The organism is Vannielia litorea (assembly GCF_019801175.1).
GTDB classification, from domain to species: domain Bacteria; phylum Pseudomonadota; class Alphaproteobacteria; order Rhodobacterales; family Rhodobacteraceae; genus Vannielia; species Vannielia litorea_B.
The window spans coordinates 555,526-579,690 of sequence record NZ_JAHVJR010000001.1 but is presented as its reverse complement, the minus strand read 5'-3'; the positions used below and the strand labels follow the sequence as shown (position 1 = coordinate 579,690).

Here is a 24,165-nt window from a genome sequence, read left to right as displayed (position 1 = left end):
CCATAAGCGGCATGGACTGGCTCTGGATCCCTTTCGCCCTCGCCGCTGCGCTCATTCAGGCGATGCGCTTCATGGTGCAAAAGCAGATGGCGCAGGCCGGGCTAAGCGCGACCGGGGCAACATGGGCGCGGTTTCTCTACTCGCTGCCGATGATCTGGGCCGCGCTCTGGCTGATGGTCACCCTGCGCGGCATGGCGCTGCCCGAACTGGGCGAGCGCTTCTGGCTCTGGGCGGCAGTGGGCGGCAGCTCGCAGATCCTCGCGACGGTCTTCACCGTGATGCTCTTTGCCCGCCGCAACTTTGCCGTGGGGATCACCCTGCGCAAATCCGAGGTGCTGCTCACCGCCGCCGTGGGCTGGGCGCTGCTGGGCGAGGTGCCGGGCTGGGGCGGGTTTGCGGCGATGGTGGTGGGGATGGTGGCGATCCTGATGCTCTCCGGCACCGGCGGCAAGTTGCGGCTCGATGCGCCCTCGGCCAGCCTCGGCCTCGGCGCGGGGCTGTTCTTTGCCTTCTCCGGGGTGGGCTACCGCGCCGCCACGCTCGAGGTGGCGAGCGACGATATATTGCTGCGCCCTGCCCTTGCCCTCGGCTGCGTGGTCATCCTGCAAAACGCGCTGATGCTCGGCTGGCTGCTGGTGCGCGACCGCGCCGAGATCACCCGCGTCCTCGCCGCATGGCGCCCCGGCCTTGCGGTGGGCCTCACCTCCTTCGGCGGCAGCTTCTGCTGGTTCGCCGCCTTCGCGCTGCAAACCGCCTCGGTGGTCTTTGCGCTGGGGCAGGTCGAGGTTCTGTTCTCGATGGTGATCGGCGCCCGCGTCTTCTCCGAAAAGCTCTCGGGTCGCGAACTTGCGGGCATCGCCCTGCTGGTCGCCTCGGTCATCGCGCTGGTCGCCGCAACGCACTGAGCCTGTTCATTTTCTTGCTCAAAATATCCCGGGGGTGTGGGGGCAGCGCCCCCACTCCTGCCCTCTCGGTCAGCGCAGCCGCCTGATCCCGGCCACGAGGTCGTCATTCTTCACGAAGGGCACCCCGTCGGGCGGCGCGTCATGGCCGGTCAGTTCCGCCACCTCGCCCAGCACCACCTCGGTGATGAACGGCAGATCGAAGCTGCGGGCACGGGTCAGCGGGATCCATTGCAGCAGCGTCAGCTCGTCTTCGGCGCGCGAAAAATCATCCGCATCGCCCGCCACCCGGCTGGCGGGGGCGAGGAAGAAACGGGCGTCGAACCGGCGGGGGCGGCCGGGCGGGGTGACGGCGCGGTAGACAAAGCGCAGCCCTTCGGCAGAGGGCAGGTGGCCGGTGGCGGCGAAGCCGCGCCAGCCCTGCGGGGCCGCGCCGGGCCATGTGCCGGGCACGCCGAGGATCAGGCCGGTCTCTTCCCAGAGTTCGCGCACGGCAGCGGCCAGAAAGGCTGTTACCTGCCCTTCGCCCGCTTCCAGCGCCAGCCGCGCCGCGCAGAGCGGGTCGGGGCCGGTGGCGAAGGGCACGGTCGCATCCACCGCATCCACCGCGCCGCCGGGAAAGACGAACTTGTTGGGCATGAAGGCGGCGCTGGCGCCGCGCTGGCCCATCAGCACCTCGACCCCTTCCGCGCCCTCGCGGTAGAGGATGATCGTCGCCGCGTCGCGGAGTTGTGTCTTGTCCATGCGCCTCTCGCCCGGATCTGGCGGCTGAGGGAGCGGGCCGATCAGCCGCGCTCGCCGCCGAAGCCGTGCATCCGCTTGGCCCACTGCAGGCCGACCATCAGCCCTTTCAGCCGGGGCAGAAGGTAGAGCGAAAGCGCCACGCATCCAACCGTAAACCCGGTCGCGAGGATCAGCGGATCGGGCCGGAAGGCGGTGTAGACGTAGAGGATCAGCGGCGCGAGCAGGTGGCCCACGATCAGGATCGTCAGGTAGGCGGGGCCGTCATCTGCGCGCTGGTGGTGCAGATCTTCTTCGCAGACCGGGCAGGTATCGCGCACCTTGAGGTAGCCCGCCATCATCGGGCCATTGCCGCAGCAGGGGCAGCGGCGGCGCCAGCCTCGGATCATCGCGGTCTTCGCATCACGGTCTTCGATCATGGCCGGATCGGCCAGGGCACTCTCTGACGACATAGTCTGGGCTTCCATGGTTCGACTGCGGGGCTCTGCCCGTTCTGGCTCGGTGCTCACGCACGGCGCCTCGCTACGACCTAAGTAGCGCAAACCGCGCCGCAACGTCAGGGCGCGATGTGTCCTTGCGTCGGGATGTCGCAAAACCGGGGGCCGAAAATTTTTTTTGCCGGATTTTTTGCCGGGGCGCGACGGAAGCCCAGGCACCGCCCGTTTGAGAAGCATCAACGGGCCAGCACAACGGCCCGATGGCAAGAAACCCCGAGCACTCCTGAGGAGGATACACGATATGAAACGCGTTCTGCTTCTGACCACTCTCATCGCCACCGGCCTCGCCGTGGCTCCGATGGCCGAGGCCCGTGGCCCCAGCGGTGGCGGCATGGGCGGCATGGGCATGGGCCCCGGCGCCGACCCCACGCCCCCCAGCTTCACCGAGCTCGATACCAACGCCGATGGCGCCCTTTCCGCCGAAGAGCTGGCCGCCGGTGACGCGGTGCGCTTTGCCCGCGCCGACAGCAATGGCGACGGCGAGATCAGCGCCGAGGAGCTGGTGGCCGCACAGGAGGCCCGCGAGGCCGCCCGCCGCGCCCAGCGCGCCGAGCGGATGATCGAGCGGCTCGACGCCGACAACAACGGCACCGTCTCGGCCGAGGAATTCGCTGCAGGCCGTCCGGAGCAGGCGCAGGAGCGCCGCGCCGAGATGCTCGAAAACCTCTTCGAGCGGATGGACACCGATGGCGATGGCACGGTGACCGAACAGGAATTCGAAACGGCCATGGCCTTCCTCGCCCAGCGCGGCGAAGGACGTGGCATGCGGGACGGTGAGCGCATGCACAAGCGCGGCGAGCACCGTGACGGCAAAGGCCGTGGTGGCGACGGACATGGCCACTACCGCCGGAACTGACCGGCACGTTTCGATGCTTCCCTCCCCGCGTTTAGTGTCATCCCCTGAAACGCGCGGGGAGGGGGCCTTTCCGGTGCCCCTCGGCGGGGTGCCGGGCAGGCATTGAGAAGACCGAGAAGAGACTGTACTGACAGGCGATGCCCATGCCCCTCGATGCGCCACAGGAGCCGGACGACGAGGCGCTCCTGGCTCTTTTTGCCGGGGGCGACCGGGCGGCTGCCCGCACCCTCACGCTGCGGCTGACGCCGATGGTGCTGGGGCTGGCAACCCGCATGCTGACCGACCGCGCCGAGGCCGAGGACGTGGCGCAGGAGGCGATGATGCGCCTGTGGAAGATCGCGCCCGACTGGCGCACCGGCGAGGCCAAGGTGAGCACATGGCTCTACCAGGTGGCCCGCAACCTCTGCACCGACCGGCTGCGCAAGAAGCGTGGTCAGGCGCTCGACAGCATCCCCGAGCCCGAGGACGACCGGGCCGGCGTGGTGGAGCAGATGGAGGCCGAGGAGCGCGCGCAGGCGCTCTATGCCGCCCTCGCCGATCTGCCCGACCGGCAGAGCGAGGCGGTGCGGCTGCGGCACATCGAAGGCTTGGGCAATCCGGTGATTGCCCGGCAGATGGACATTTCCGTCGAGGCGGTCGAAAGTCTGATCGCCCGCGGCAAACGCGCACTTGCGGCCCGTCTGAGGGGCGCCCGCGCAGAACTGGGGTTGAGCGATGGCTGACCATGACAAAGAGCTGACCGCCTCCGAGGAGGCCCTGCTGGAGAGCTTCTTTTCCGCCGCACGGGCGGATGAGGGGACGCAGGCAGAGCCCTCGCCCGAGCTTCTGGCGCGGGTGCTGGAGGATGGCTACGGCGTGCAGGACGGGCTGGCCGCAGCGTCGGCCCCGGTGGCACCGGTTCGCGCCCCTGCCCCGCGCCGCAGCCTGCTTGCTGCCCTGCTGGCCGCAGTGGGCGGCGCCCCCGGTCTTGCGGGCCTCACCGCCGCGGCCCTCGTGGGCCTGTGGTTCGGCGCCCGCCCGCCCGAGGCGGTGGCCGGTGTGACCGCAGGCCTCTTCGGCACCGCTGCGGCCACCACCGACACCACCACCGATGATGACCTGCTGGGCTATGACATTGCCTATGCCGACCTGCTGACTGACGGCTGAGACCCGAGATGACCGACCTGCAACCGCCCCCGCCCGAAACCACCCCGCCCCGCCCGCGCCGCTGGCTGCGCGTGGTTCTGGTGCTGTCGCTCGCCGCCAACCTCGCCGTGGCCGGCCTCGTCTTTGGTGCATGGGTCAGCCATGACGGCAAGCGTGGCCCCGACGGGCCGCGCGGCGACAAGGATCGCATCGTGCGCGAGCTGGGCTTCGGCCCCTATGCCCGCGCCATCCCGCGCGAGGGCCGCGAGGGGATGAAAGCCGCCATCGAGGCCCGCCGCAGCGGGCTGCGCGCCAACCGCGACGCACTGCGCGGCGCCTTCGAGGCCACGCTCGCCACCCTGCGCGCCGAGCCCTTCGACCGCGCCGCCATGGCCGCGCAGATGGAGACCCAGCGCAGCGCCATCGCCGACAGCCAGAAGATCGGCCACGAGATACTGCTCGACCGGCTGGAGGCAATGAGCCCGGAGGAACGCGCCGAGTTTGCCGACCGGCTGGAGCGCGGGCTGGGCCGGGAGCCGGGCAAGAGGAAAAAGCGCGACTGATGACGGCGCGGCAGGCCGTGCCGCACGCCCCATCTGCTGGACTCGCGCCGCGCCCGGACCGATATATGGCCTATGTCGCTGCCACCCGGATTCCTTGACGAGTTGCGCACCCGCCTGTCGCTGTCTGACGTGGTGGGCCGCAAGGTCATGTGGGACCGGAAGAAATCGAACCAGGGCAAGGGCGACATGTGGGCGCCCTGCCCGTTCCACCATGAAAAGACCGCCAGCTTTCACGTCGATGACAAGCAGGGCTACTACTACTGCTTCGGCTGCCACGCGAAAGGCGATGCGATCAGCTTCGTGCGCGAGACCGAGAACGTGGGCTTCATGGAGGCGGTGGAGATTCTCGCCGGGGAAGCGGGCATGCAGATGCCGGCACGCGACCCGAGGGCACAGGAAAAGGCCGATGCCACGACCCGGCTGACCGGGGTGATGGAGCAGGCGGTTCAGTGGTTTCGCCTCCAGTTGAAAACCGGCGCAGGCGCTGCCGCGCGGGATTATCTTGCAGGTCGGGGGCTGGACGAGGCAGCGCAGGAGCGCTGGGGCCTCGGCTTTGCCCCGCCCGGCTGGGAAGGGCTGCGCGAGGCGCTTGGCGGCAAGGGCGTGAGCGTGGACGACATGCTCGCCTGCCGCCTTCTGCGCGAGAGCGACAAGGGACGTGCGCCCTATGACGCCTTCCGCAATCGCATCATGTTTCCGATCCGCGATATCCGCGGGCGCTGCATCGCCTTCGGGGGCCGCGCAATGGACCCGGCGGACAATGCCAAATACCTCAATAGTTCCGAAGGCCCGCTCTTCGACAAGGGCCGCGTGCTCTTCAACCACCAGCAGGCGCGGGGCGCGGTGGGCAAGGGGCAAACGCTGATCGTGGGCGAGGGCTACATGGATGTGATCGCGCTCAGCGAGGCGGGCTTCGGCGCCGCCGTTGCGCCACTGGGCACCGCGATCACCGAGGACCAGCTGCAACTGCTCTGGCGAATGTCGCCCGAGCCGGTGGTGGCGCTCGATGGCGACAAGGCCGGCCTGCGGGCCGCGATGCGGCTGATCGATATGGCCCTGCCCCAGATCGGGCCGGGCCGGAGCCTGCGCTTTGCGTTGCTGCCCGAGGGAAAGGACCCCGACGACCTGATCCGCGCCGAGGGGCCGCCCGCCATGCAGGCCGTGCTCGACCGGGCCGAGCCGCTGGTGGAGCTGCTCTGGCGGCGCGAGACCGAGGATCGCCCGCTCGACAGCCCCGAGCGGCGGGCCGCGCTGGATGCCTCGCTGCGGGCCGCGACCGGCTTGATTCAGGACCCGGACGTGCGGCGGCATTACGAGGAGGCCTTCAAGCAGCGGAAGTGGGAGCTCTTCAACCCGCGCCGGGCCGAAGCTTCCGCTCCTGCGCCCAAGGGCGCCCAGCGTCCGTGGCGGCCGCGCGGCGCAAAGCCCGAGGCGCTGCCCACGCCGTCGACCCGCAGTTCGGCGCTGGCGGCGGCGGGCAGCGAGATCGAGGAGCACCTGCGCGAAGCGGTGATCCTCGCCACCCTGCTCACCCACCCCGAGCTGGCCGATGAGTTCGCCCATGCGATCGAAGAGCTGGACTGGAAGGGCGAGGGCCATGCCGCCGTGGCGATGGCCTTCCTCAACCATGCCGATGCCGCCGACCCGCGCCGGGCGCTTGAAGAAGAATTCGGTGCCGCTGCCCTTGAAAAGCTGTTCACACCGGCACATGTCCGCATTGCGCCCTGCATCCGCAATCCCGGCGACATGGAGCTCGCTCGCATGTGCCTCGCCCAGGATTTCGCAATCCTCTCCGCCGATCGCGGGGCCGCGCGTGAGATCGCCGAGGCGATGCACCAGATCGATGGTCTGGCCGATGAGGGCCTGACCTGGCGTTTGGGGCAGGCTTCGGAAGCCCGGCACCGCGCTGCCAACAACCATGAGACCGACAAGGCCGACTATGACATCGCCCCAAACGGCGCCCGCCTCGACCGTTCAGAGCGCGCCAGCCTCGACGCCCTGCTTGAGCAGATCGGGCACCAGAAGCCGCGTGGCAGGCGAGATTGAGTCGAATTGTCGGCATTCCCGCCACAGGGCGCACGCCTTTCACATCAACTTTTATGGGGTTCTGCTGGAATCTCCGGTGATTCGCGCTATTGATTCGGGAACCCCGAATCGCGCGCTCGCCCGGACCGCCCGGAACGCCCTTCAGGAGAGCTAGATGGCCGCCAAGGACAACGACGACAACAAGCCCGACGACAGCGAAGCCGAGCCGATGCTCGACGTGAGCCAGGCGGCGGTCAAGAAGATGATCGCCGAGGCGCGCGAGCGCGGCTACATCACCTACGACCAGCTGAACCAGGTTCTGCCGCCCGATCAGGTCTCGTCCGACCAGATCGAGGATGTCATGTCGATGCTCTCCGAGATGGGCATTCAGGTGACCGAGGATGACGAGAACGAGGACGAGGATGACTCCAAGGGTTCGACCGCCGTTGTAGAGACCTCCTCATCGCGTGAAGTCGCCGTTTCCTCCAGCGAGACCGAAAAGCTCGACCGCACCGATGACCCGGTGCGCATGTACCTGCGCGAGATGGGCTCGGTCGAGCTGCTCTCGCGCGAGGGCGAGATCGCGATTGCCAAGCGCATCGAGGCCGGCCGCAACACGATGATCGCGGGCCTCTGCGAAAGCCCCCTCACCTTTCAGGCCATCACCATCTGGCGCGAGGAACTTCTGAACGAAGACATCCTGCTGCGCGACGTGATCGACCTTGAAACCACCTTCGGCCGCGGCGTCGACGGGGATGAGGACGAAGACGAAGAGGTGGCCGAGGCCACCCCCTCGTCGGACGAGGAGAAGAAGGAAGAGAAGCAGGAGCTCGACGCTGACGGCAACCCGATTGCCAGCGACGACGACGATGACGAGGACGACGAGCAGGCCAACATGTCGCTCGCCGCAATGGAAGCCGCGCTCAAGCCGCGCGTGCTCGAAATGCTCGACGGCATCGCCCGCGACTACACCGAGCTGGCCGAGATGCAGGACCAGCGGATGTCGGCCACGCTCAATGAGGATGGCTCCTTCTCCGAGAAGGCCGAGAAGAAATACCAGAAGCTGCGCGGCGAGATCGTGCTGCTGGTGAACGAGCTTCACCTGCACAACAACCGGATCGAGGCGCTGATCGACCAGCTCTACGGCATCAACCGCCGGATCATGTCGATCGACTCGGCGATGGTGAAGCTGGCCGACGTGGCCCGCATCAACCGCCGCGAGTTCATCGACGAATACCGCGGCTATGAGCTGGACCCGACCTGGATGGACCGGATGGCCGAGAAGTCGGGCCGGGGCTGGCAGGCGCTGTTCGAGCGCAGCACCGACAAGGTCGCCGAGTTGCGGCAGGACATGGCTCAGGTCGGCCAGTACGTGGGCGTCGACATCCCCGAATTCCGCCGCATTGTGCAGCAGGTTCAGAAGGGCGAGAAAGAGGCCCGCCAGGCCAAGAAGGAGATGGTCGAGGCCAACCTCCGTCTGGTGATCTCGATTGCCAAGAAATACACCAACCGCGGCCTGCAATTCCTTGATCTCATTCAGGAAGGCAACATCGGCCTGATGAAGGCCGTCGACAAGTTCGAGTATCGCCGCGGCTACAAGTTCTCGACCTACGCGACATGGTGGATCCGTCAGGCGATCACCCGGTCGATCGCCGACCAGGCCCGCACGATCCGTATTCCGGTCCACATGATCGAGACGATCAACAAGCTGGTCCGGACCGGCCGCCAGATGCTCCACGAGATCGGCCGCGAGCCGACGCCGGAGGAATTGGCCGAGAAGCTGCAGATGCCGCTCGAGAAAGTCCGCAAGGTGATGAAGATCGCCAAGGAGCCGATCTCGCTCGAAACGCCGATTGGCGACGAGGAAGATTCACAGCTCGGCGATTTTATCGAAGACAAGAACGCCGTGCTGCCGCTGGATTCCGCCATTCAGGAGAACCTGAAGGAAACCACCACGCGGGTGCTCGCCTCGCTCACCCCCCGCGAAGAGCGGGTGCTGCGCATGCGCTTCGGCATCGGGATGAACACCGACCACACGCTCGAGGAAGTCGGCCAGCAGTTCTCGGTGACCCGCGAACGGATCCGCCAGATCGAGGCGAAGGCGCTCAGGAAGCTGAAGCACCCGAGCCGGTCGCGGAAGCTGCGGAGTTTCCTGGATCAGTGAGGGTTGAGCAGCCTTTCGGTGCGAAAGGCAGCCTGAAATGGATACAGCGGGCCGTCGAGAGACGGCCCGATTTGATTCAGCCTCCCGGGCTATCAGGCCCAGTCGAGTGGTTGTCCCCGCGCCAACAGGATGGCTGGGCTGAATACCGTGACGAGGCCTTCCTCAAGCTCCTCGGACTTGAGGCCCATACCGAGGCTCTCAAGGCATTCTGGCCCCGCCGTGGCCCGCAATGGGATGCATTGGGCCGGCACGGCAGGCGTGTAATCCTCGTCGAAGCGAAGGCGCACATAGGCGAATTCCTTACCCCTGCCACCCAAGCTTCCGGCAATTCCCGCGAGCAAATTGCAGCCGCTTTCAGGCATGTCCAAGAACGTGAGCGGATTGACCCGCCTTGCGACTGGATGAGGTGCTTCTACCAGTTGGCGAACCGGCTCGCTTTCCTGTCGTTCCTCAGGCAGCGGGGGATTGATGCTCTTCTACTTCTCGTCGGCTTCGTCGGTGATGAAGAACGCAACGGCCCCACATCGGCAGAGGCGTGGCAGGCCGCAGAAGCGACGGCGTTCTACGCATTGGGCTTGCCGGCCTCGCACGCATTGCGGCGAGCCGTTGTGTCCATCCATCCGAGGGTTCAAGATCTGTCATGAGCTGCTGCTCGTCTCTTACTTGAGCGGCAAGCGGTTGGTCGAGCAAGCGATAGGGAATTCCAAGACGATGGAATAGGCGGGCGTTACGGGGTCGCCGCCCTTGTTTGGGACCACCACGCTCCATGGCGATCCGCCAACAAGGCAAACTTCAGGCAGAACAACGGGCATGCCAATGATTGTCGAGACCCTCTTATGCGAGCACAGGAATTCCTCATCCACTGAAGGCAACTTTCCCGGCTAGCGGCTCGCCGGATCAACCGGCAGCACCGGCTCGTCCATAGGGTGTCTGCGACGACACTCACCATCATCGCCTGCCGCTATCACTACCGCTGACCATCCCCTCTTGACCCCTCCTCCATTTCCCGCCACCCACGGGGCGTGAAAGGAGCCCCCATGCGCACCGTGCTCATCGACTATGACAGCGGCAACCTGCATTCCGCCGAGAAGGCGTTTCAGCGCATGGCCGCGGAGACAGGCGCGGGCGAGGTCATCGTCACGCCCCATGCCGAAGAGGTCGCCAAGGCCGACCGGATCGTGCTGCCGGGCGATGGCGCGTACCCCTCCTGCCGCGCGGCGCTGGCCGCCCGGCCCGGCATGATCGAGGCGATCACGGAGCATGTGGAGGCCAGGGGCCGCCCCTTCATGGGCATCTGCATCGGGATGCAGATGATGTCGACACTGGGGCGCGAGCATGAGGATACGCCGGGCTTTGGCTGGGTGCCGGGCGAGGTGGTGCCGATCACTCCCGCCGACCCGGCGCTGAAGGTGCCGCATATGGGCTGGAATGACCTCGTGCTCGAAGGCAGCCACCCCTGCCTCGAGGGCATCGCCACCGGCGACCATGCATATTTCGTCCACAGCTACCACCTGCGCCCCGAGCACGCCGCCCAGAGGCTCGCCTATGCCGATTATGCCGGCGAAGTCACCGCCATCGTCGGCGAAGGCACCCGCTTCGGCACCCAGTTCCACCCGGAAAAGAGCCAGCAGACCGGGCTTCGGATTATCGCCAACTTCCTCACCTGGGCGCCATGACGGCGGCCATCGGCTGGTCGTCGGGCAAGGATGCCTGCATGGCGCTGATCCGGGCGCGGGCGGCGGGCTACGATGTGACGACCGCGTTGACGACGCTGAACGAAGCCTTCGACCGCGTGGCCATGCACGGCACCCGCGCCGCGATCCTCCGCGCGCAGGCCGAGGCCGCCGGGCTGGAGCTGCTGGAGGTGCCGCTGCCCTGGCCCTGCACCAACGAGATTTACGAGGCGCGGATGGCCGAGGCGGTCGAGGCGCTGAAGGCGAAGGGGATCACCCAGATGATCTTCGGCGACCTCTTTCTCGAAGATGTGCGCGATTACCGGATCGCCCAGCTTGAGGGCACCGGCATCGCCCCGGTCTTCCCGCTCTGGGGCGAAGACACTGCCACGCTGGCTCGTGAGGTGGCCGAAAGCTTCGACACCCGCATCGTCACCCTCGATCCATCGAAACTGCCCGAGGCGCTCGCGGGCCGCAGGCTCGACGCCGCGCTGCTCTTGGAGTTGCCCGATGGCGTGGACCCCTGCGGCGAGAATGGCGAATTCCACACCTGCGTGCTGGATGCCCCCTGCTTCCGCACACCGGTTCCGGCCACGCGGGGCGAAACGGTCACCCGCGATGGTTTCGTCTATTCCGATCTCGTTCTGACGGGCACCTGAGCGGCGCCGCGCGGCCTATTTCAGCCGCGTCCAGGTCTGATCCATGCAGATCGGCCCGGCGCAGCCCTTCACCAGCATCTTGTTGCCGTTCACGACCATCTGCGCGCCGTAGTCGCGCTTCATCACCGGCACATAGGCGCGGCCCTCGTAGGTGTTTCCGCCCGCAGGCGTCATATCCCAGAACACGCGCTTGCCCACGTTGGGCGATTTGATCGGCTGGCCGGAAGCGTTGAAGGCCTTCACGATGGTGCCGCAGACGGCAGCGCCGCATTTCACGGCTCGCACATGGGCCACGTTGCCCCGCTTGTCGGGGCCGGTCAGCCACGTGCCTTCAGGCGTCGCGGCCTGCGCGGCCCCGCCCATGAGCGCCAGAACGGCGCCCGCAATCGTCAGTCTTGTAAATGTCATCACCGGTATCACTCCTTCTGGCGACACTGGCTCGCTTCGCTGGATCACAGCAACGGCAAAGCATAGTCGCCCTATGAGGGTAACGGTGACGCGGTGCAAGAGGTTCCTGCGGCACCCCGCCCGATCGGCGGTGCACCGCAGAAAGGAAGGGTTATTTTACCTTCTTCCAGGTGCCGCCGTCGCGGCAGATGCCGAGCACGCAGCCAGACACCTTCAGCGTGGAGCCCGAGAGCACCAGCTTGGAGTTGTAGGTCTTGCCGCGGTCGGGCGAGTAGACCTTGCCCTTGTACTGCCCGCCGCCCGAGGGCTGCGTCTGCGAGATGATCTGGCGGCCCACGTTCTCGGATTTGATCTCCTTGCCGCCCGGCCCATAGGCCTTGATCAGCGTGCCGCAGAGCCCGCCGCCGCAGGGCTTCACCTGCACCAGACCGGAGTTGCCGTTGTCATCCTTGGCAGTGCGCCACAGGCCCTCGAGCGGGTCCGCCGCCCAGGCCGGGGCCGCCACCAGCAGAGCCGCCGCCATCATTGCAATCTTGCGCATGGTTCTCCTCCCATTCGATACGCTGGCCGCATCCTCGCGCTCCCGCCCTGCCCCGCGCAACTGTAACGTTGGGTCGGGTCCGATCACATCTCTCAAGCCTGTTCATTTTCTTGGCTCTAGGTATCTCCGGGGGGCGCCACTGTGGCGCCACTGGTTCGAGCCCAGTGGCGACGGGGCTGCCCCCACTCCTGCAGGCTCCACCCGGCGCACCGCCAAAAGCGGGGCCGCGCATGGCACGGCGGAGTGGGCGGGCGGGAGCCTTGCCATGCGCGGCCCCTTCCCTTCCCCCGCCCCGCATGGCAAACCCCGCGCCAAAAGGAGCCGCGCCCATGATCCTCTACCCCGCCATCGACCTGAAAGACGGCCACGCCGTGCGGCTCCTGCGCGGCGACATGGAGAAGTCGACCACCTTCAATGAAGACCCGGCGGCGCAGGCGATGGAGTTCGTGAACGCGGGCTGCGAATGGCTTCACCTCGTCGATCTCAACGGCGCCTTTGCCGGTGAGCCGGTCAATGCCGCTCCGGTCGAGGCGATCCTCAAGGCCACCAAGACCCCGGCACAGCTCGGTGGCGGTATCCGCGACATGGCCACCATCGAGCGCTGGCTCTCAAAGGGCCTTGCCCGCGTGATCCTCGGCACCGTTGCGGTGGAAAACCCCGCGCTGGTGCGTGAGGCGGCTGCCGCCTTCCCCGGCCAGGTCGCCGTTGGGATCGACGCGCGGCACGGCATGGTCGCCACCAAGGGCTGGGCCGAGGAGACCGATGTGAACGCCACCGATCTCGCCAAATCCTTCGAGGATGCCGGCGTCGCGGCGATCATCTACACCGACATCAACCGCGATGGCGCCATGCAAGGCCCCAACGTGGAGGCGACTGATGCGCTGGCGCGTGCCGTCTCTATCCCCGTCATCGCCTCGGGTGGCGTCTCCTCGCTGGCCGACCTCACGGCGCTGAAGGCCAAGGGCAGCATCGCCGGGGCAATCTCGGGCCGGGCGCTCTATGATGGTGCGCTCGACCTTTCCGAGGCGCTGGCCACCCTCCGCGCCTGACCCCCGCATTATATTGCACAATTCCCACCGGACCCGCGACCTTAGTCGCGCATTCGCAAGTTAACCCTAGGGAATCCACCCGACTCATGCACTAAATTGCACCACGCAGGCACGCCGCAGGGAGAGGAGGCCCGGCTGCGTGCTCCCGCATGACCAAGGGTAGGACTCCAATGAAACCGATCTTCACCCAGGCTCTCGCCCGGGGCGACCGCCTCATGGCGCTGCAATCCGGCCTCGTTCACGGGCGGCTCGGACGCCGCCGGTTCATCCAGCTTGCGCTCGCTGCAGGCGCCTCGCTCGCCTCTGCCGAGGCCTGGGCGCAGGACCTGGGCGATGCAGCGATCACCCAGCGCTACAACGCGCAGAACATCGCAGGCCGCTACGATTACATCGTCGTCGGTTCCGGCTCCGGCGGCGCGGTGGTGGCCGGACGGCTCGCTGCCGAGACTGACGCCTCGGTGCTGGTGCTCGAGGCCGGCGGCACCGACCAGATCGACGCCGTGCTGAACCCGCTGATGTGGCCCACCAACATCCGCTCCGAGCGTGACTGGGGCTACAGTGCCGAGCCCTCCGAGCATGTTAACGGGCGCTCGCTGATCCTGCCGATGGGCAAGGTGGTGGGCGGCGGCAGCTCGATCAACGTGATGATCTGGGCGCGCGGCCACAAGAACGACTTCGATTTCTGGGCCAGCGAGACTGGCGATGACGCATGGTCCTATGAGAACGTGCTGGAGATCTACAAGCGCATCGAAGATTGGCAGGGCGCGCCGGATGACACCCGCCGTGGCACCGGTGGCCGCCTCTGGGTAACCGATGTGCGCGATGTGAACCCGATCGCCCCTGCCTTTGTCGAGGCCTGCGGCACCGCGGGCATCCCCGGCTACGCCGACATGAACGGCGAGATGATGGAGGGAGAGGGCGGCGCAGCCCTCGCCAACGTGCGGATCAAGGACGGCATGCGCCGCAACATCCCCTCGGACTATCTGTGGGAGACCCTGAAACGCCCCAACATCACCCTGCTCACCGGGGCCACGGTGCAGAAGCTCACGCTGAACGGCACCACCGTCACCGGCCTGACCTTCGAGAAGGATGGCGAGAGCTTCGAGGTGGAGGCCGGCCATACCGTGCTTTCGGCTGGCGCCATCAACACGCCGAAGATCCTGATGCAATCGGGGATCGGCCCTGCAGATCACCTCGCCGAGCATGGCATCGCGGTGGCGCATGACTTGCCCGGCGTCGGCCAGAACTTTCAGGATCATATCCTCGCCGCTGGCTGCGTGTGGGAATACACCACGCCGCTGCCGCCGGGCAATTCCGCCGCCGAGGCGACCTTCTTCTGGAAGTCGGGTTCCTCACTCGACACGCCCGATCTCCAGCCGTTCCAGATCGAGGTGCCCTATGCCTCCGAGGTCCACGGCTCGGCCTACGCCCCGCCCGCCGGAAGCTGGACCATCGCCCCCGGCATCGTCCGCCCGCAGAGCACCGGCGAGGTGCGGCTGACCGGGCCAAACCCGAGCGATCCGGTGCAGATCGACGGCGGCTTCCTGAAAGAACCGGCAGACCTGAAAGCGCTGACAACCTGCATCGAGCTCTGCCGCGAGATCGGTAATTCCGGCCCGCTCGCGGAGTTCGTAAAGCGCGAGGTCATGCCCGGCCCGATCACCGGGGCCGAGCTTGATGACTTCGCCCGCAACGCGGCGGGCACCTACTTTCACGAAAGCTGCACCTGCAAGATGGGGACCGATGAGATGTCGGTCGTCTCCGGCAGCCTCGCGGTTCACGGGGTCGAAGGGCTCTCTATCGCCGATGCCTCGGCCATGCCGCGCGTGTCGACCGGCAACACGATGGCCTCCACGGTGGTTATCGGCGAGCGGATGGCCGACATCCTCATTGGCTGACCTGAGGGGCGCGGGGCCCTGCCCTGCGCCCGTTCAGCCGCCCGCCGCCGCGCCGGTGAGCTTTTTGAGCGCGCCTTCCATCTGGACGATCACCTCGAGGTCATCGTCCACGCCGACCTCGTCCAGCATCTCCTCGGGGTCTTCGTATGAGAGTTTTACCGCGCCCTGCGCGTCCTCCCAGACCAGCACCTTCATCGGCAGCACCAGCCCGGCCATCGGCGAGGACTGGATCGCGGGCGTGCCCAGCGTGGGGTTGCCGAAGATCACAAGCTCCATCGGCGCCAGCTCCATGCCCGCACTCTCGGCGCCGCCTGCATGGTCGACACGGGCAAATACCGTGGCTCCCGCACCCTCGATCGCGGCGACAAGCCGGTCGGCCACCTCGGCCACGCTGCCGGTCGCCTCCACGTTGATGATGTCGTCATCCGCCAGCGCGGGCGTGGCGGCAAGGGTCAGGGCAAGGGCGGCAATCGCGTGTTTCATGGCAGTCTCTCCGGGTTGGAACATGCAAGCTCAACCGCAGAATGCCTGCCCCGTTCCACGGGTCCATGAACGCCGCATCACATCTGCGCCAGCCAGAGCCGCACCTTCAGCCCGCCATGCGCCACATGCGGGCCGGGCGGCTCCCACGGCAGGCCGGTGGCGCGTGCCAGCTTCTCGTCGGAGGTAACCATCGCGACGCGCCAGCCCTCGAAGCGCTCTTTCATCACCTTGCCGAAGCTGCCGTAGAGCCCGAAGAGCGGCCCCTTGTTGCCGATCCTGCTGCCGTAGGGCGGGTTGCAGATCACCAGCCCCGGGGCGCAATCTGGCCGCTCAAGTGCGCTCACCGAGGCCTCCTCGAAGTGGCTGGCCACCCCGGCCCGCGCGGCGTTCTCCCGGCTCATCCGCACCGCGCCTGCGTCCCGGTCCGAGCCCATCACCGGCCCCTCGCCCCGCGCCACCGGCGCCCGTGCCTTCAGCGCGGCAAAACCCTCGGCGTCGAAGCCCGGGAACTGCTCGAAAGCAAAGCCCCTGCCCCGTCCTGGCGCCAGCCCGGCGGCGATTTCCGCCGCCTCGATGCAGAAGGTGCCCGAGCCGCACATCGGGTCCAGTACCGGCTCGCGGCCCGCGTATCCGGCGGCTCGCAGAAAGCCCGCTGCCATCGTCTCGCGCATCGGGGCGGCATTCACCGCCTGCTTGAAGCCGCGACGGTGCAGCGCCTCGCCCGAACTGTCCACGCTCACTACGCAGGTGTTCTGCTCAATCCGCACCAGCACCCGCAGGCCTTCCGGGTCCACCACCGCCCCCGCGCGGCCGAGCGCCTGCTCCAGCCGGCCTTTCACCGCACCCGCGTGGTAGAGCTTGGAGTGCTTGGTCGCCGCCTCTGCCCGCACAGATTGGCCCGGCGCGAGCACCGAGGGCCAATCCACCGCATCCAGCCCGGTTTCCAGCGCCCGAAAGCTCATGGCCCGAAAGCTGGCCAGCCGCACCAGCACCCGCCCCGGCACCCGCAGCACAAGGTTGGCGCGCCAGACCTCGGACCACGCGCCCCGGCAGGCCACGCCGCCCGGCACCACGCGGGCCTTGGCGAAGCCCTGCTCCCGGGCCTCTGCGGCGGCCACCTCCTCCAGCCCCGGCGCGACCACCAGGAAGATCTCCAGTTTTTCCATGCCCCCAGCTACCGCCCCGCGCTTCCCTCCGCCAGCAAAACCGGATATCGCAGCCCCATGCTGAAGACCCGCATCATCCCCTGCCTCGACGTGGCCGATGGCCGCGTGGTCAAGGGCGTCAACTTCGTCGACCTCGTGGATGCCGGCGACCCGGTGGAATCGGCCCGCGCCTACGATGCCGCAGGCGCCGATGAGCTCTGCTTTCTCGACATCCACGCCACCCATGAGAACCGCGGCACCATGTATGATCTGGCGACGCGGACCGCCGAGCAGTGCTTCATGCCGCTCACCATCGGCGGCGGCGTGCGGACCCATGAGGATGTGCGCAAGCTGCTGCTCTCGGGGGCCGACAAGGTGAGCTTCAATTCCGCCGCAGTGGCCGACCCGGATGTGATCACCGAGGCCGCCATGCGTTTTGGCTCGCAATGCATCGTCTGCGCGATTGATGCAAAAACGGTAGAGCCGGGCCGGTGGGAGATTTTCACCCACGGCGGCCGCCGCCCCACCGGCATCGATGCGGTGGAATTCGCCGTGATGATCGCCGAGAAGGGCGCCGGCGAGATCCTGCTGACCTCGATGGACCGGGATGGCACCAAGGCGGGCTTCAACCTGCCGCTCACCCGCGCCATCGCCGATGCGGTGCCGGTGCCGGTGATCGCCTCGGGGGGCGTCGGCACGCTCGATCACCTCGTCGAGGGGGTCACCGAGGGCCATGCCTCTGCCGTGCTCGCCGCCTCGATCTTCCACTTCGGCACCTACACCATCGGCGAGGCCAAGACGCACATGGCCGCCGCCGGCATTCCCGTGAGGATGACATGAGCCTGTCCGATCTCGCCGCGACCATCGAAGCCCGCAAATCCGCTGACCCCGAGTCGAGTTGGACGGCGAAGCTGCTGGCGAAAGGCCCGGAGAAGTGCGCCGAGAAGTTCGGCGAGGAAGCTGTCGAAGCAATTATCGAAGCGGTAAAGGGCGACCGCGCCAAGCTCACCGCCGAGGCCGCCGATGCACTCTACCACCTGCTGGTGATGTGCGCCGCCCGCGGCGTGACCCTGGCCGACATCGAAGCCGAACTCGCCTCACGCCAGAACCAATCGGGCATCTCGGAAAAGGCCTCTCGTTAGGCCCCGCCCGCCCCTCATTGGTCCTCTGAAAATCCCGGGGGTGTGGGGGCAGCGCCCCCCCCGGCTCTACGGCTCAGCCAAACACCACGCTCAAGGCAGACGCGCCGTCACCTCGATCTCGATCTTCATCGCCGGGCTGATCAGCCCCGCCTCGATCATCATCGCCGCGGGCCGGGCCTTGCCGAAGGCTTCAGCCAGCACCGGCCAGCAGGGCTCGAAATCTGCAGCGACCGGCAGAACGTAGTTCACCCGCACCACGTCATCCAGCGAGGCGCCCGCCTGCTCCAGCGCGCGGCGGATGGTTTCCAGCGTGTTCCGGCACTGCTCCACCACGCCCTCCGGCATCTCGCCCGTCTCCGGGTCCGCCCCGGTGCTGCCCGCCACGAAGACCCAGCCGTCGCAAACCACGGCGCGGCTGTAGCCGATCTTCTCCTCAAAAGGCCCGCCCGAGCTGATCAGGGTCCGTTTCATCGCTTTCTCCATGTGTGGGGCGCGCCTTCATGGCGCACCAAAAAAGAAAGGCCCCGCTCCCGCGAGGCCCTGTGAAGTGGGTGAACCCACCGTGATTCAGGCCGAGGCGTTCTCTGCCTTGCTGTCTTCGGAGTAGATGAAGAGCGGCTGGGCGTCGGAGGTTACGGCCTCCTCGTTCACCACCACCTCGTCCACTTCGCTCATGCCGGGCAGGTCGAACATGGTGTCGAGCAGGATGTCTTCCATGATCGAGCGCAGGCCACGCGCGCCGGTCTTGCGCTCGATGGCGCGTTTGGCGATGGCGCGGAGCGCGTCGTCGGTAAAGGTCAGCTCGGTGTCTTCCAACTCGAACAGGCGCTGGTACTGCTTCACCAGTGCGTTCTTGGGCTCGGTGAGGATGGTGACCAGCGCGTCTTCGTCCAGGTCTTCGAGCGTGGCGAGCACCGGCAGGCGGCCGACGAATTCGGGGATCAGGCCGAACTTCAGCAGGTCTTCCGGCTCCAGCTGGGTGAAGATCTCACCGATGCCGCGGCTGTCGTTGTCCTTCACATCGGCGCCAAAGCCGATGGCCGAACCCTTGCCGCGCTGGCTGATGATCTTGTCGAGCCCCGCGAAGGCGCCGCCACAGATGAACAGGATGTTCGTGGTGTCGACCTGCAGGAACTCCTGCTGTGGATGCTTGCGCCCGCCCTGCGGCGGCACGGAGGCCACGGTGCCCTCCATGATCTTCAGCAGCGCCTGCTGCACGCCTTCGCCCGACACGTCGCGGGTGATCGAGGGATTGTCGGACTTGCGGGTAATCTTGTCGACCTCGTCGATGTAGACGATGCCGCGCTGCGCCCGCTCCACGTTATACTCGGAGGCCTGCAGCAGCTTGAGGATGATGTTCTCCACGTCCTCGCCCACGTAACCGGCCTCGGTCAGCGTGGTGGCATCGGCCATGGTGAAGGGCACATCGAGGATGCGCGCCAGCGTCTGCGCCAGCAGGGTCTTGCCGCAGCCCGTCGGGCCGATCAGCAGAATGTTGGATTTGGCCAGCTCGATATCGCCGGTCTTGCCGGCGTGGTTGAGCCGCTTGTAGTGGTTGTGCACCGCCACGGAGAGCACGCGCTTGGCGTGGAACTGGCCGATCACGTAATCATCGAGAACTTCGCAAATCTCCTTGGGCGTGGGCACGCCGTCGGAGGATTTGAGGCCGGAGCTCTTGGTCTCTTCGCGGATGATGTCCATGCAGAGCTCGACGCATTCATCACAGATGAACACGGTTGGCCCTGCAATCAGCTTGCGCACCTCATGCTGGCTCTTTCCGCAGAAAGAGCAGTAGAGCGTGTTCTTGCTGTCACCACCTGAATTCGTCGCCATTCATAACCCCTCGGGCTGCTCTGCCCGTTTCTTGCGTTCTGCCCCGTATGCGCCCCGGATTTGGAGAATCCTAGGGCAGCACCCAACGGGACACAACGCCAAATTAAAGTGAACGACGCATGCTTTGCCGCAGCTTACTTGCTGCCGCTGTCGTCGCCGCCCTTGTCGCGGTTCTCCACGATCTCGTCGATCAGGCCCCAGTCCTTGGCTTCTTCGGGGCTCATGAAGTTGTCACGCTCCAGCGCGGCCTCGACCTTTTTCAGGGTCTGGCCGGTGTGCCTAACATAGATCTGGTTAAGCCGGTCTTTCAGCTTCTGGGTTTCCTGCGCGTGGATCATGATATCCGTCGCCTGGCCCTGGTAGCCACCGGAGGGCTGGTGCACCATGATGCGGCTGTTGGGCAGCGAAAAGCGCATGCCCGCCTCGCCCGCCGTCAGCAGCAGCGAGCCCATCGAGGCGGCCTGGCCGATGACCAGAGTGCTCACCTTGGGGCGGATGTACTGCATCGTGTCGTAGATCGAGAGGCCCGAAGTCACCACGCCGCCGGGGCTGTTGATGTACATCGAGATCTCTTTTTTCGGGTTCTCCGCCTCGAGGTGCAGCAGCTGCGCCACCACGAGCTGGCTCATGCCGTCATGCACCGGACCGTTCACGAAGACGATCCGCTCTTTCAGCAGGCGGGAGAAGATATCATAGGCCCGCTCGCCACGGCTGGTCTGCTCCACCACCATGGGGACAAGGTTCATGTAGGTTTCAACGGGATCGTTCATGACTCGGGCCTCGGCATCTTGGGCCCCCGCTCGGCGGGGCCGTGGTTGTCTGCCCCTTGTCTTAGTGCTGGCATGGGGGGGCTGCAAGTGCACCCCGCCCAAAGACCCCATAACCGTGAACAATTGGTTGAGACAGCGGCGCCCGTTGCCGCAAAGGCTTCAACTCTTCTGCTCGGCCAGCTCGTTCAGCAGGTCCAGCAGGGCATCCACCCGCTCGCGCCCGAAGGCGGCGTCGAGTTCGGCGAATATCCGGTTGCTCTCGCCCATGTGGCGGGCAATCAGCGCGCGGCCCTCATCGGTGATCGCCAGTTGCAGCTTGCGCCCGTCAGAGGGGTCTTTGGCGCGGGTGATCAGCCCGCGTTCTTCCAGAGATTGCATGATCCGGGTGAGGCTTGGGAGCAGAAGGCAGGCCTGATGTGCCAGCTCTTTGGGCTCCATCGTGCGATTCTCGTCGAGCACGCGGAGCACCCGCCATTGCTGCTCGGTCACCCCGGTCGAGGCCAGCATGCCCCGGAGCGGGGCCATCACGGCCTCCCGCGCGCGCAGCAGGGCAATTGGCAGGGACCGGGACGTATGGCGCATTGAACCCGCCCCCTCCCGAGTCCCTCCAGAAGACTTCGGACCATCGTTAGGCATATGATATGTATGACTTACGCAGGACGGTGCATCAAGCAGACTTATCGGCAGGTCACACCGGGCGCGCCAATAAAACTTGACACGCCCGCCGGCGTTACTTAACGAGTTAAAAAGTTTCGGGAGGACAGCTTGCCCCATATCCGCGTCGAATATTCCGCCAACCTCGAGCGCCACGCCGATGTGTCCGCGCTCTGCGAGGCGCTGCGTGTTGCCGGGTTGGAAACGGGTATTTTCCCGCTCGCGGGCATCCGGGTGCGGGCTGCCCGCTGCGACCACTACTCAATCGCCGATGGTGACGCGGCCAACATCTTCGTCGACATCTCGATCCGCCTGCGCGGCGGCCGCCCGCAGGACGCCAAGGAGGCCGCCACAGCGCATGTGTTCGAGGCCGCCCGCAAATTTCTCGCACCGGTGATCGAAAGCCAGCCCGTCATGCTCTCCCTGGAGATGCGGGATATCGACCCGGCCCTCTCGCCCAAGCTCAACACCGTGCGCGACCATCTCGCCGCCAAGGAGGCCAAATGACCGACCTCGCCAGCAACACCGCCAAGCTCGCCCACCACCTCGCCGCCCTGCGCGAGACCGGCATCGCCCACCGCATCGGCGGGCGAGATGTGACCGGGGCCACCTTCACCAACCACTCACCGGTGGATGACAGCGTGATCTGCGAGGTCGCCCGTGGCACCGCGTCTGACATCGACGCCGCCGCGCAGGCCGCCAAAGACGCCTTTCCGGCATGGCGCGACATGTCCGGCACCGCCCGCAAAAAGCTGCTGCACGCCGTGGCCGATGCCATCGAGGCCAATGCCGAGAAGATCGCGCTTTGCGAGGCCTGGGACACCGGCCAGCCGATCCGCTTCATGGCCAAGGCGGCGCTGCGCGGGGCCGAGAACTTCCGCTTCTTTGCAGACCGTGCCCCTGCCGCGCGCGACGGCCAGCACCTGCCCTCGCCGACGCTGATGAATGTCACCACCCGCGTGCCGATCGGCCCGGTGGGCGTGATCACCCCGTGGAACACGCCCTTCATGCTCTCGACATGGAAGATCGCCCCTGCCCTCGCCGCAGGCTGCACCGTGGTTCACAAACCGGCCGAATTTTCGCCCGTCACCGCGCGCCTGCTAATCGAGATCGCCGAAGAGGCAGGCCTGCCGCCGGGCGTCTGGAACATGGTCAACGGCTTTGGCGAAGAGGCCGGCAAAGCGCTCACCGAGCACCCCGCCATCAAGGCCATCGCCTTTGTGGGTGAGTCGAAAACCGGCTCGATGATCCAAGCCCAGGGCGCGCCCACGCTGAAGCGCGTCCACTTCGAACTGGGCGGCAAGAACCCGGTGGTGGTGTTCGACGACGCCGACCTGCCCCGCGCGCTCGATGCCGCGATCTTCATGCTCTACTCACTGAACGGCGAGCGCTGCACCTCGTCGTCGCGCCTGCTGGTGCAGGACACGATTGCCGAAAAGTTCGAGGCCGACCTTGCCGCCCGCGTTTCCAACATCCGCGTCGGCAACCCGCTCGATCCGCAAACCGAGATCGGCCCGCTGATCCACGAAACCCACTGGAAGAAGGTCACCAGCTACTTCGACAAGGCCAAATCCGAGGGAGCGACCATCAGCGCCGGAGGCACCTGTCCCGAAGGCCCCGGCCACTTCGTGAACCCGACCTTCTTCACCGGGGCCAGCAACCAGATGGCCATCGCGCAGGAAGAGATTTTCGGCCCCGTGCTCACCGCCATCCGCTTCAAGGACGAGGCCGAGGCGCTCCAGATCGCCAATGACATCCCCTATGGCCTCACCGCCTATGTCTGGACGCAGGACATCACCCGCGCCATGCGCTTCACCGGCGGGCTGGAGGCCGGGATGATCTGGGTGAATTCCGAGAACGTCCGCCACCTGCCCACGCCATTCGGCGGGGTGAAGGCCAGCGGCATCGGCCGCGACGGCGGCGACTGGTCCTTCGAGTTCTACATGGAACAAAAGCACATCGGCTTCGCCATCGGCACCCACAAGATCCCGCGCCTCGGCGCCTGACGACACCCCGGAAACGCGCCCTCTGGGAGGAGACCCGCAATGCCCATTCCCGCACCCAATCTTTCGCCCGCCTTCAACATCCTGCGGCTCAGCCATGTCGAGCTGGTCGTGACAGACCTCGCCAAGAGCCGCGCCTTCTACGTGGACACGCTCGGCCTTCAGGTCACCGACGAGGACGCCGAAACCATCTACCTCAGGGCGATGGAAGAGCGCGGCCACCATTGCATCGTGCTGAAAAAGGGCACCGATCCGCGTGCCCGCGACCTGTCGTTCAAGGTCTTCGATGACGAGCACCTCGACCGCGCCGAGCATTTCTTCCGCGAGAAGGGCCATGCGACCGAGTGGGTCGCGCGCCCCTACCAGTCGCGCACCTTCCGCACTCGCGACCCGCACGGGATTCCACTGGAGTTCTACGCCCGGATGGACCGGCTCCCCCCGATCCACCAGCAGTACAAGCTCTACCACGGGGTCAAACCGCTGCGGATCGACCACTTCAACTGCTTCTCGCCGGATGTGGATGCCTCTGTGGCCTTCTACAGCGAGCTGGGCTTCCGGGTGACCGAATACACCGAGGATGAAGAGACCGGCCGCCTATGGGCCGCGTGGTGTCACCGCAAGGGCGGCGTGCATGACATGGCCTTCACCAACGGCACCGGCCCGCGCCTGCACCACACCGCCTTCTGGGTGCCGACCCCGCTCAACATCATCGACCTGCTCGACCTGATGGCCACCACCGGCTGGGTGAAGAACATCGAGCGCGGCCCGGGCCGCCACGGCATCTCCAACGCCTTCTTCCTCTATATCCGCGACCCCGATGGCCACCGGATCGAGATTTACTGCTCCGATTACCAGACGGTGGACCCCGACCTTGAGCCGATCAAATGGGATCTCAAAGACCCCCAGCGCCAGACACTCTGGGGCGCACCGGCGCCGAAAAGCTGGTTCGAGGAAGGCTCGCTCTTCGAGGGCGCAGAGCCGGTTCCGGCCACTCTCGCCGCACAACCCATCGTCGCTCCGTAAGACCGCGGGGA

General features: G+C 66.6%; 27 protein-coding genes and 1 pseudogene. 17 read left to right on the top strand and 11 right to left on the bottom strand.

All coding sequences use genetic code 11. The features are described from left to right. The first annotated feature begins 11 nt into the window (after positions 1 to 11). Positions 12 to 905, top strand: a complete 894-nt coding sequence (locus KUV38_RS02880; protein ID WP_222468605.1) for a DMT family transporter — start codon at positions 12 to 14, stop codon at positions 903 to 905. 69 nt (positions 906 to 974) lie between these two features. On the opposite strand, the gene KUV38_RS02875 is transcribed toward KUV38_RS02880, so the two are convergent. Together KUV38_RS02875 and KUV38_RS02870 are read right to left on the bottom strand one after the other, a co-directional pair. Further along, positions 975 to 1,646, bottom strand: a complete 672-nt coding sequence (locus KUV38_RS02875; RefSeq protein WP_222468604.1) for an NUDIX hydrolase — start codon at positions 1,644 to 1,646, stop codon at positions 975 to 977. 41 nt (positions 1,647 to 1,687) lie between these two features. Further along, positions 1,688 to 2,062, bottom strand: a complete 375-nt coding sequence (locus tag KUV38_RS02870; protein ID WP_222470939.1) for a DUF983 domain-containing protein — start codon at positions 2,060 to 2,062, stop codon at positions 1,688 to 1,690. A gap of 319 nt (positions 2,063 to 2,381) precedes the next feature. On the opposite strand from KUV38_RS02870, the gene KUV38_RS02865 reads away from it, so the two are divergent. From KUV38_RS02865 to rpoD, 6 genes are all read left to right on the top strand, one after another. Further along, positions 2,382 to 2,996 carry an EF-hand domain-containing protein gene (locus tag KUV38_RS02865; protein ID WP_222468603.1) on the top strand — a complete coding sequence of 205 codons (615 nt, stop codon included), beginning with the start codon at positions 2,382 to 2,384 and terminating at the stop codon, positions 2,994 to 2,996. A gap of 137 nt (positions 2,997 to 3,133) precedes the next feature. Then, complete coding sequence (locus KUV38_RS02860) at positions 3,134 to 3,718, top strand: RNA polymerase sigma factor (RefSeq protein WP_222468602.1); 585 nt, start codon at positions 3,134 to 3,136, stop codon at positions 3,716 to 3,718. Continuing rightward, a complete protein-coding gene (locus KUV38_RS02855) occupies positions 3,711 to 4,142 on the top strand; it encodes a hypothetical protein (protein ID WP_222468601.1) in 432 nt (143 codons plus the stop codon). The genes KUV38_RS02860 and KUV38_RS02855 overlap by 8 nt, the downstream gene beginning before the upstream one ends. A gap of 8 nt (positions 4,143 to 4,150) precedes the next feature. Continuing rightward, a complete protein-coding gene (locus tag KUV38_RS02850) occupies positions 4,151 to 4,684 on the top strand; it encodes a periplasmic heavy metal sensor (RefSeq protein ID WP_222468600.1) in 534 nt (177 codons plus the stop codon). Positions 4,685 to 4,756: 72 nt separating this feature from the next. Further along, the gene (gene dnaG, locus KUV38_RS02845) at positions 4,757 to 6,730 is read left to right on the top strand and encodes a DNA primase (protein ID WP_222468599.1); all 1,974 of its coding nucleotides are present in this window, start codon (positions 4,757 to 4,759) and stop codon (positions 6,728 to 6,730) included. A 154-nt stretch (positions 6,731 to 6,884) separates the two neighbouring features. Continuing rightward, positions 6,885 to 8,873 (top strand): RNA polymerase sigma factor RpoD, encoded by a 1,989-nt coding sequence (rpoD, locus tag KUV38_RS02840; protein WP_222468598.1) that lies wholly within the window; start codon positions 6,885 to 6,887, stop codon positions 8,871 to 8,873. Positions 8,874 to 8,965: 92 nt separating this feature from the next. Here rpoD and KUV38_RS02835 read toward each other — a convergent pair whose 3' ends face one another. Continuing rightward, on the bottom strand, positions 8,966 to 9,160 hold the full coding sequence (locus tag KUV38_RS02835; RefSeq protein WP_222468597.1) for a hypothetical protein: 195 nt from the start codon (positions 9,158 to 9,160) through the stop codon (positions 8,966 to 8,968). A gap of 597 nt (positions 9,161 to 9,757) precedes the next feature. Here KUV38_RS02835 and KUV38_RS21155 point away from each other — a divergent pair. From KUV38_RS21155 to KUV38_RS02820, 3 genes and pseudogenes are all read left to right on the top strand, one after another. Beyond that, a pseudogene (locus KUV38_RS21155) lies at positions 9,758 to 9,850 on the top strand (type II toxin-antitoxin system YoeB family toxin); the annotation flags it as partial. 60 nt (positions 9,851 to 9,910) lie between these two features. Further along, positions 9,911 to 10,549: an imidazole glycerol phosphate synthase subunit HisH gene (gene hisH / locus KUV38_RS02825; protein WP_222468596.1), complete on the top strand. Its 639-nt coding sequence runs from the start codon at positions 9,911 to 9,913 to the stop codon at positions 10,547 to 10,549. Next, a complete protein-coding gene (locus KUV38_RS02820) occupies positions 10,546 to 11,205 on the top strand; it encodes an adenine nucleotide alpha hydrolase (protein ID WP_222468595.1) in 660 nt (219 codons plus the stop codon). Before hisH ends, KUV38_RS02820 begins: the two co-directional genes overlap by 4 nt. Positions 11,206 to 11,220: 15 nt before the next feature. Here the strand turns inward: KUV38_RS02820 and KUV38_RS02815 are convergent, their stop codons facing one another. Further along, positions 11,221 to 11,613 carry a DUF2147 domain-containing protein gene (locus KUV38_RS02815; protein ID WP_261384611.1) on the bottom strand — a complete coding sequence of 131 codons (393 nt, stop codon included), beginning with the start codon at positions 11,611 to 11,613 and terminating at the stop codon, positions 11,221 to 11,223. A 151-nt stretch (positions 11,614 to 11,764) separates the two neighbouring features. Continuing rightward, positions 11,765 to 12,154, bottom strand: coding sequence for a DUF2147 domain-containing protein (locus tag KUV38_RS02810; protein ID WP_222468594.1), 390 nt, complete (start codon positions 12,152 to 12,154; stop codon positions 11,765 to 11,767). A 329-nt stretch (positions 12,155 to 12,483) separates the two neighbouring features. Here KUV38_RS02810 and hisA point away from each other — a divergent pair, with 329 nt between their 5' ends. Further along, positions 12,484 to 13,203 carry a 1-(5-phosphoribosyl)-5-[(5-phosphoribosylamino)methylideneamino]imidazole-4-carboxamide isomerase gene (gene hisA, locus KUV38_RS02805; protein WP_222468593.1) on the top strand — a complete coding sequence of 240 codons (720 nt, stop codon included), beginning with the start codon at positions 12,484 to 12,486 and terminating at the stop codon, positions 13,201 to 13,203. A 170-nt stretch (positions 13,204 to 13,373) separates the two neighbouring features. Further along, positions 13,374 to 15,101, top strand: a complete 1,728-nt coding sequence (locus KUV38_RS02800) for a GMC family oxidoreductase (RefSeq protein WP_222468592.1) — start codon at positions 13,374 to 13,376, stop codon at positions 15,099 to 15,101. 33 nt (positions 15,102 to 15,134) lie between these two features. Here KUV38_RS02800 and KUV38_RS02795 read toward each other — a convergent pair whose 3' ends face one another. Both KUV38_RS02795 and KUV38_RS02790 read right to left on the bottom strand, forming a co-directional pair. Continuing rightward, a complete protein-coding gene (locus KUV38_RS02795; protein ID WP_213548919.1) occupies positions 15,135 to 15,584 on the bottom strand; it encodes a DUF302 domain-containing protein in 450 nt (149 codons plus the stop codon). Positions 15,585 to 15,661: 77 nt separating this feature from the next. Next, on the bottom strand, positions 15,662 to 16,750 hold the full coding sequence (locus KUV38_RS02790) for a class I SAM-dependent RNA methyltransferase (RefSeq protein ID WP_222468591.1): 1,089 nt from the start codon (positions 16,748 to 16,750) through the stop codon (positions 15,662 to 15,664). Positions 16,751 to 16,807: 57 nt separating this feature from the next. On the opposite strand from KUV38_RS02790, the gene hisF reads away from it, so the two are divergent. After that, positions 16,808 to 17,569, top strand: a complete 762-nt coding sequence (hisF, locus tag KUV38_RS02785; RefSeq protein WP_222468590.1) for an imidazole glycerol phosphate synthase subunit HisF — start codon at positions 16,808 to 16,810, stop codon at positions 17,567 to 17,569. After that, a complete protein-coding gene (locus KUV38_RS02780; RefSeq protein WP_222468589.1) occupies positions 17,566 to 17,871 on the top strand; it encodes a phosphoribosyl-ATP diphosphatase in 306 nt (101 codons plus the stop codon). The genes hisF and KUV38_RS02780 overlap by 4 nt, the downstream gene beginning before the upstream one ends. A gap of 90 nt (positions 17,872 to 17,961) precedes the next feature. Here KUV38_RS02780 and KUV38_RS02775 read toward each other — a convergent pair whose 3' ends face one another. The 4 genes from KUV38_RS02775 to hpaR form a co-directional block, all read right to left on the bottom strand. Beyond that, on the bottom strand, positions 17,962 to 18,342 hold the full coding sequence (locus tag KUV38_RS02775; protein WP_222468588.1) for a RidA family protein: 381 nt from the start codon (positions 18,340 to 18,342) through the stop codon (positions 17,962 to 17,964). A 96-nt stretch (positions 18,343 to 18,438) separates the two neighbouring features. Beyond that, positions 18,439 to 19,704, bottom strand: a complete 1,266-nt coding sequence (gene clpX, locus KUV38_RS02770) for an ATP-dependent Clp protease ATP-binding subunit ClpX (protein WP_222468587.1) — start codon at positions 19,702 to 19,704, stop codon at positions 18,439 to 18,441. A 134-nt stretch (positions 19,705 to 19,838) separates the two neighbouring features. Beyond that, positions 19,839 to 20,474 carry an ATP-dependent Clp protease proteolytic subunit gene (locus KUV38_RS02765; RefSeq protein WP_222468586.1) on the bottom strand — a complete coding sequence of 212 codons (636 nt, stop codon included), beginning with the start codon at positions 20,472 to 20,474 and terminating at the stop codon, positions 19,839 to 19,841. Positions 20,475 to 20,633: 159 nt separating this feature from the next. Next, complete coding sequence (hpaR, locus tag KUV38_RS02760; RefSeq protein WP_222468585.1) at positions 20,634 to 21,056, bottom strand: homoprotocatechuate degradation operon regulator HpaR; 423 nt, start codon at positions 21,054 to 21,056, stop codon at positions 20,634 to 20,636. Positions 21,057 to 21,239: 183 nt separating this feature from the next. Between hpaR and KUV38_RS02755 the strand changes: the two genes are divergently transcribed. The 3 genes from KUV38_RS02755 to hpaD are packed head-to-tail and all read left to right on the top strand — an operon-like array spanning position 21,240 to position 24,154. Further along, complete coding sequence (locus KUV38_RS02755) at positions 21,240 to 21,635, top strand: 5-carboxymethyl-2-hydroxymuconate Delta-isomerase (RefSeq protein ID WP_222468584.1); 396 nt, start codon at positions 21,240 to 21,242, stop codon at positions 21,633 to 21,635. Beyond that, entirely contained in the window at positions 21,632 to 23,134 is a 1,503-nt protein-coding gene (gene hpaE, locus KUV38_RS02750) for a 5-carboxymethyl-2-hydroxymuconate semialdehyde dehydrogenase (RefSeq protein WP_222468583.1), read from the top strand. The genes KUV38_RS02755 and hpaE overlap by 4 nt, the downstream gene beginning before the upstream one ends. Positions 23,135 to 23,173: 39 nt before the next feature. Next, the gene (gene hpaD / locus KUV38_RS02745; RefSeq protein WP_222468582.1) at positions 23,174 to 24,154 is read left to right on the top strand and encodes a 3,4-dihydroxyphenylacetate 2,3-dioxygenase; all 981 of its coding nucleotides are present in this window, start codon (positions 23,174 to 23,176) and stop codon (positions 24,152 to 24,154) included. The last annotated feature ends 11 nt before the right edge of the window (positions 24,155 to 24,165 follow it).